Source organism: Peterkaempfera griseoplana (assembly GCF_001418575.1).
GTDB classification, from domain to species: domain Bacteria; phylum Actinomycetota; class Actinomycetes; order Streptomycetales; family Streptomycetaceae; genus Peterkaempfera; species Peterkaempfera griseoplana.
This window is the reverse complement of the sequence record NZ_LIQR01000448.1, coordinates 1-5,704: the sequence shown is the minus strand read 5'-3', so window position 1 is coordinate 5,704 and position 5,704 is coordinate 1. Positions and strand designations below refer to the sequence as shown.

The following is a 5,704-nucleotide window of genomic DNA, read 5'->3' as shown; positions in this document are numbered from 1 at the left end:
CTGATCCGGGGAGGGTTCGGCCGGGCAGCCAGGCAGCCGGCCAGCCGGGGACGGGAACCTTGGGTGGTGGCGGTCGGCCACGGTGCCGGTTGGGGGCGGCGGCCACCGGCGCGGCTGGCCCTGGAGCCCTTCGGCCGCGGTGGCGGTCTCGGCGCTTTGCGCTCAGCGGTTGCCTCGCCGTACCGCGACCGGTCTGCACCCTGGTTGAGTCCGGCGGCGGTCCGCTTCCGCCGTGCGGTTCCCGCAGTCCGCCGGTCAAGGTGGACCAGGCTGCCGCCGGTATGCCACCCCGTGTTGGCCGCCCGGTGGAGGCCAGGAGGTTCGCCGTTTCCCGGGTCCAGGCCAGCAGGGCCGGGCCGCGGGTGAAGAAGACCTCGAAGCACGTGGGCAGGCGGCATCCCAAGCCGTCCTTAGCGCGCTCATCGCACCGTAGCGGGGGAGAAGGTGCCGGGAGAAATCCCGGGCCGCCCGGTCCGGGTCGCGGTCCGTTCCCACGAGCAGGGGAGGTCCCGGGTCGTACGAGAAGAACCCCGGCACGTCTCCGGGTTCAGTGGCAGTGCCCACACGCCGGGCGTTACCGGTCCCTGGTCGAGCAGGATCTGTGTGCCGTGGGGCCTGGACAGTGCGCACCCGGTCAGCGGACCGGTGACTGATGGGGACGAGGCCGCAGGAACTGGGCAGGCGACGCCTACAGCGCGGGGCGACAGGCAGAGTCAGCGGGGCTTGAGGTCGCAGAGCTCCTGCCGTCAGTGCGGAGGGGTCTGGAGCCGCCGCACCGAGATGTCGTGCCGCTACTCCTCGGGGTCCTTCGAGCGCGTCCGGGATGGCGGGGTACCCCGTAGACGGTTTGTTCGGAGTTCGTCGCAAAGGGTGATGCCTCGCCAGGTTCTTCGTGGACTCCAGGAGGTCGGTGGCGGTGGCCCGGCCCATCCATAGCCACATCCAGATGCCGTTGCCCAATCTCAGGATCCGCCGGGGTGGAACAGGGGTGCGTTGCAGCGGGCCTTGGGACTGCGGCGTTCCCCAAAGCCGCGCACCAGGCCCTGGACGAGCTTGTCGAGGGCCTGGTGCGCACGTGGGCGTTAAGTCCTTCCTGGGCGAGGGCTTGCGCAGTGCGTCTTCGAGGTCGCTCTTGCGGAACCGTCCACTGTCGCCGGTGACGCTGTCGGCCGCGTAGGTGCAGCCGGACATGGAGGTTCACGCCGTGGCGACGGTGCTTGCCGAGTAGTCGGCGCGCCCGCCGCGGCCCCGGTCGCATGCTGCATCCCCGGCTTTAGTTAAGAGGAGTCGCCGCGGCCGAGGACCGCTATCGCCTATAGTCGTGCTGCCGCTCCATCTTGGACGTGAGCGCAGTGAATGTCACCGCTGAATGGCGAGCCCGGAGGGCGAATGCCTGCATATAGGTTGAAATGGCACCGGTGCTCAGCCCTGATGGTATAAGTATGGCCGCGCATTCCCTTGCGCTCGTTGTAAGCGTCTCAGGAAACTTTCCGACAGCGGTAGTCCAGCTTTATACCCGCCGCGACAGCGAATCCCACGGCAAGTGTGACGAGGATTATTTCGTCGAAGAACCATATATGCTGCGAGTGAGTCCATAGCCAGTCTGGGGAACCAGAATTACGTGGTTGCGCTAGATAGGCGGCCTGTGCGGCCACGCCAACCCGTGCGGGCAAAACGATCGTTAGCCGCTGCAAAAGTGCCGGGAGATCGAAGAGTACATTATTCAACGCGACTTGCATTATTGCGAGTGCAGTGACGAGAGTGACCGCCTTGTGTAGATTTATGCTGAAGGCGGAGATGAGGAGGCCAGCGGCTGCAGAGCTGAGCATCACAAGGTAAATGGTAATGGCCATACCGAGTACTGGGCCGGGCGTCTGGAGCGCATAGGAATTCCCCATCATGCGTTTCCATGAGTAGACGGCAACCATGATCGATGTCAAAGCTGCCGTATGAAAGGCAACGACCGTCAGTTTCGCAGACACCACCTGAAGTCCAGAAACTCCAATGCGGTTCTCCCGGTCCACCACGCGAGCCTCGTTGACCAAGTCACTGTACGTGAGGGATGCACCAGTCAGCGCTGCGACCGTAGCCAGCAGGGCGATCAGGTGGTCAGTATCTCCAGATCTGTTCTGCCAGCCAGATTTAGCGGACAACACGGCTAGATATGCGCCAAGAGCAGGCAACGCAGCCACCCAGAGGTGCGCGAAGGGTACCTTCAGGATGCTGTGCTTCGACGCCTCCCTGCCATGCAATAGTGTCAGCCAGAATTGCCGACGGCTGAGCCAAAGCCAAGTTCCCAGAGGGCATTTCAACGGCTTTGTACGAGGAGCATGCCGGGGGTGGCGTTGTCTTTGTTCCGACACGCACGGTAGCGGTCTCCTCGCAAGGGCGTACATGACATCGGGCCAGTCCGCCTTGGTCAAACTTAGTTTACTTTTCAGCGCGGGAAGGGCATCCCCAGGCCGGCCGTTGTAGACGACTACACCCCCATGCGCCAAGACAATCAGTCGGTCAGCGAAATTCAGGTTGGAGACGTTGTGGGTGACGCAGACAACAGTCGTTCCACGTTTAGTGCAATTCTTTAGCGTTTCCATCATAGCGCGGTCGTGCCCTGCATCGAGACCACTTCCTGGTTCATCAAGTATGAGCAGATTGGGATCTGCGGCGAGCTCGACAGCAAGAGACAACCTCCTTCGCTCACCGCCAGAAAGCTCACACACAGGCGCCTTCGCCCGCTGAGCGATGCCGGCTCGTTCGGTAAGAATTTCACACTCAATGTTCCGGTTGTAGCGGGACTGGCCTTCTCGTTCCCGCAGGGCGGCGGCATAGCGAAGCGTAGACCGGATGGATAGCTGCTTATGCAAGGACGTTTCTTGCGGAACAGAGTGAATGACCATGGCCGGACTGGCCGGATCGCCGGGCGCTGCCACGAGCTGTCCGAAAACTCTCACCTCGCCGACATCGGGAGCCGCGCTGCCTAGAATCACATTCAACAAAGTTGTCTTCCCTGAGCCGGAAGGCCCCACAATGACGGCAAGTTCACTCTTATTTACCGTGAAGCTGGTTCCAGCAAGGAGGATTCTATCCTCCCGCTTGAGTGAAACTCCCCTTTTCACCCGGAGGCTAATCTCTCCTTTTCGCTTCACTGTAAGACGGCTGACTTGCAGTCCCGGATCCAGTCGAAACCACTCGTTAGGTTGGGGATTGCTGGAATCTGGAACTGTCAGAGTCGTTTGCCCGAGTATGAAGTGAGATCCAGCGGGAAGATACTTTTGCCGCACTGAACGTCCGTCGACATAGACAGGACCTTTTTTAGCCACCACCACCCATTGACCCGCATAACACAGGGCTTTGGCATGCTCTCTGGCAACAGATGGGTCGTCGATGCTGACGTGAGCACCTGAACCGGGTCCCCCGAACATCACGGAGTGGCTCGGCACTCTGTACTCAGGCTTAAGCATGATGCGTCCTCAGTCGGAAGATTTCGCGGTGTCGTCCTGTCGACGACGGTGCTCACGGCTGACGACAGCCAGCCCGGCCACTGACCTCATGGTGGAGGCGGAGCCAGAACCAACTTCACCGGTACTCCGCCCCTTTCCGCCGGACGGCCAAAGCCGCTGTCGCTGTATGCCTCGATCTCGGTCATTGACAGCCTGTCTCAGCGAGTTCTACAATTCTTCCGGCATTGCCTCAAAGCCCGGCACTTCCATGTGCACGATCAAAGCACCCGGGTCCGCCCGCTGCTCGGAACGCGTCTGCATGCCCCTAACCTGTCCCTTGATAACACCGACACCGGCACTCACCGGCGGATTCGTCATCGGGGGAGAACGGTGCCAAGGCTGCAGGGCAGGGCTCGATGCGGCCTGCCACCCGCCACCACCGGGGCGCGCCGTAGGAGGGGGCGGGAAGGCGCGCAGCGAAGCTGAATCTTGGGGAAAGGGATGTCTGCAACGGCTACACACCTGCGCATCAGGTGATGGCTCACTGCCGCAGTTTTGACAACGCAGAGTACTGCCCACGCGGACCACTTCCATACATCCGCTGTTGCCCCGCTCAAGTCATCCACGTTCCAGCAGACACCCATCCCCGTCCCTTGGCAAATGTCGGCGGGCGAGCAGGGACCGTAACGCCTCGCGGCCGATCCGGATGACACGGCCGTGCACTTTGCGCAGGTAGGCGGCGAGTTTACGGATGGACCAGCGGGTGAAGGGCTGGCCGAGCTTGGTCGGGCGGGTGGTGGCCGTCTGGACGACGAAGTCCCCGTCGTCAGGACTGAGCAGGCGGGGACGGCCTCCCGCCCACTGAGGGTCCAAGCAGGCCAGGCCGATCTCGTTGAACCGGTGGATCACATCCCGGACGGTGTCCTCGTCAGCCTGCACCAGCTTCGCGATCACCGGGACCCGGTTCCCGCCGGCCGAGGCCAGCAGCATCATCGCGCGCCGGTACCGCACCGAACTGGTGCTGCCCCGGCGCACGATCCGCTGCAGCTTCTTCCCCTCGTGGTCGGCTAACCTGCGCACACAGACAGGGTCAACCACCCCCGATAGGCTCTGCCCTCGGAGGCCGCGGTCCGCCGACTGATGGCCCGTATCGACGGCGACGCGCTGGACCGGGCGGGCAGCTGGCTTGCCGACCGCCGCCCGCAGGAACTTCTTGCCGCGCTGGAGCACGCCACCGGCGCCGTCCTGCCCCAGCTGGACGTGGGCGAGAAGTAGCGAAACCGGGCGTGTGTCGGGTTAAGTGATCTCCGCCCGAGGAAACGTGGCTTTGCTTGCTCAGGAAGCGTCGGCGGCTACATTCGGACTGATATTCGATACCATGCGGGCGTCGGTGTCGAAGAGGTGAAGCTCGGTTGGGTGCAGGAGGTGCTGGCAGACGAAGGACCGGTCCGCGATCTTCCACAGGCCGCGGCCTTTACCGAGGTGGGTGACGGCCTGGGTTTCCACGCCGGTCAGGCCGAGCAGGCCTGCGGTGGCGGCGAGTTGGTCGGCTTCCTGGCGGTAGACGACTCGGGTGGAGCAGTCGGTGAGCAGGCCTTCGGCCAGGGCCCGTCCGCGGGATCCGGCGTCGCCGGCGGACAGCAGGTCGGACAGGCGGTGGATGACGAGCATGTTGGCGATGCCCAGCCCGCGGGAGAGCTTCCACTGGGCCTGCATGCGCTCCAACAGGGCGGTGTGCCGCATCACCCGCCACGCCTCGTCGTAGATCACCCATCGGCGGCCGCCCGCAGGGTCGGCGAGCACGGACTCCATCCAGGCGGAGGCGCAGGTCATCGCCAGGACCAGGGCGGTGTCGGCGCCGGCGGCTCCGAGCTGGGACAGGTCGATGGTGAGCAGGGGTGCATCCGGGTCGAAGGCGACGGTGGAGGGTGCGTCGAACATGCCGGCAAGGTCGCCGTGGACCAGGCGGCGCAGGGCGTGGGCGAGGTCCTCGGCGGCGTCGGCCAGGCGGCCCGGGTCCGAGCCTTGGGCCTTGAGGTATCGCGGGTCGCTGAGGACGTTCGCGATGTGGCCGAGCAGCGGCGTGCCGCCGATCTTGCTGGTGTAGGTGACGACCTCGTCCAGGGCGACGTCCAGGGCGGTGTGCTCCATGGGACGCAGGTCGCGCCCCAGGACGGTGCGGGCGAGGGCGGCCAGCAGCAGCAGGCGGCGCTTGCGGACCTCGCCTGCCCAGTCCGCTTCGGGCACGCCGGCCGGGCGGGTGG

1 protein-coding gene and 3 pseudogenes are annotated in these 5,704 nt (G+C 64.4%); 1 reads left to right on the top strand and 3 read right to left on the bottom strand.

Features of this window, described 5'->3' with window-relative positions:
- Positions 1–2,615: 2,615 nt before the first annotated feature.
- Positions 2,616–3,422 (bottom strand): annotated as a pseudogene (locus AOK09_RS43790) (ATP-binding cassette domain-containing protein); the annotation flags it as partial.
- A gap of 681 nt (positions 3,423–4,103) precedes the next feature.
- Positions 4,104–4,538: pseudogene (locus AOK09_RS29425) on the bottom strand (helix-turn-helix domain-containing protein); the annotation flags it as partial.
- Positions 4,539–4,580: 42 nt separating this feature from the next.
- On the opposite strand from AOK09_RS29425, the gene AOK09_RS43285 reads away from it, so the two are divergent.
- The gene (locus tag AOK09_RS43285) at positions 4,581–4,715 is read left to right on the top strand and encodes a hypothetical protein (protein WP_265736748.1); all 135 of its coding nucleotides are present in this window, start codon (positions 4,581–4,583) and stop codon (positions 4,713–4,715) included.
- A 60-nt stretch (positions 4,716–4,775) separates the two neighbouring features.
- Here AOK09_RS43285 and AOK09_RS29420 read toward each other — a convergent pair.
- Positions 4,776–5,704 (bottom strand): annotated as a pseudogene (locus AOK09_RS29420) (type IV secretory system conjugative DNA transfer family protein); the annotation flags it as partial.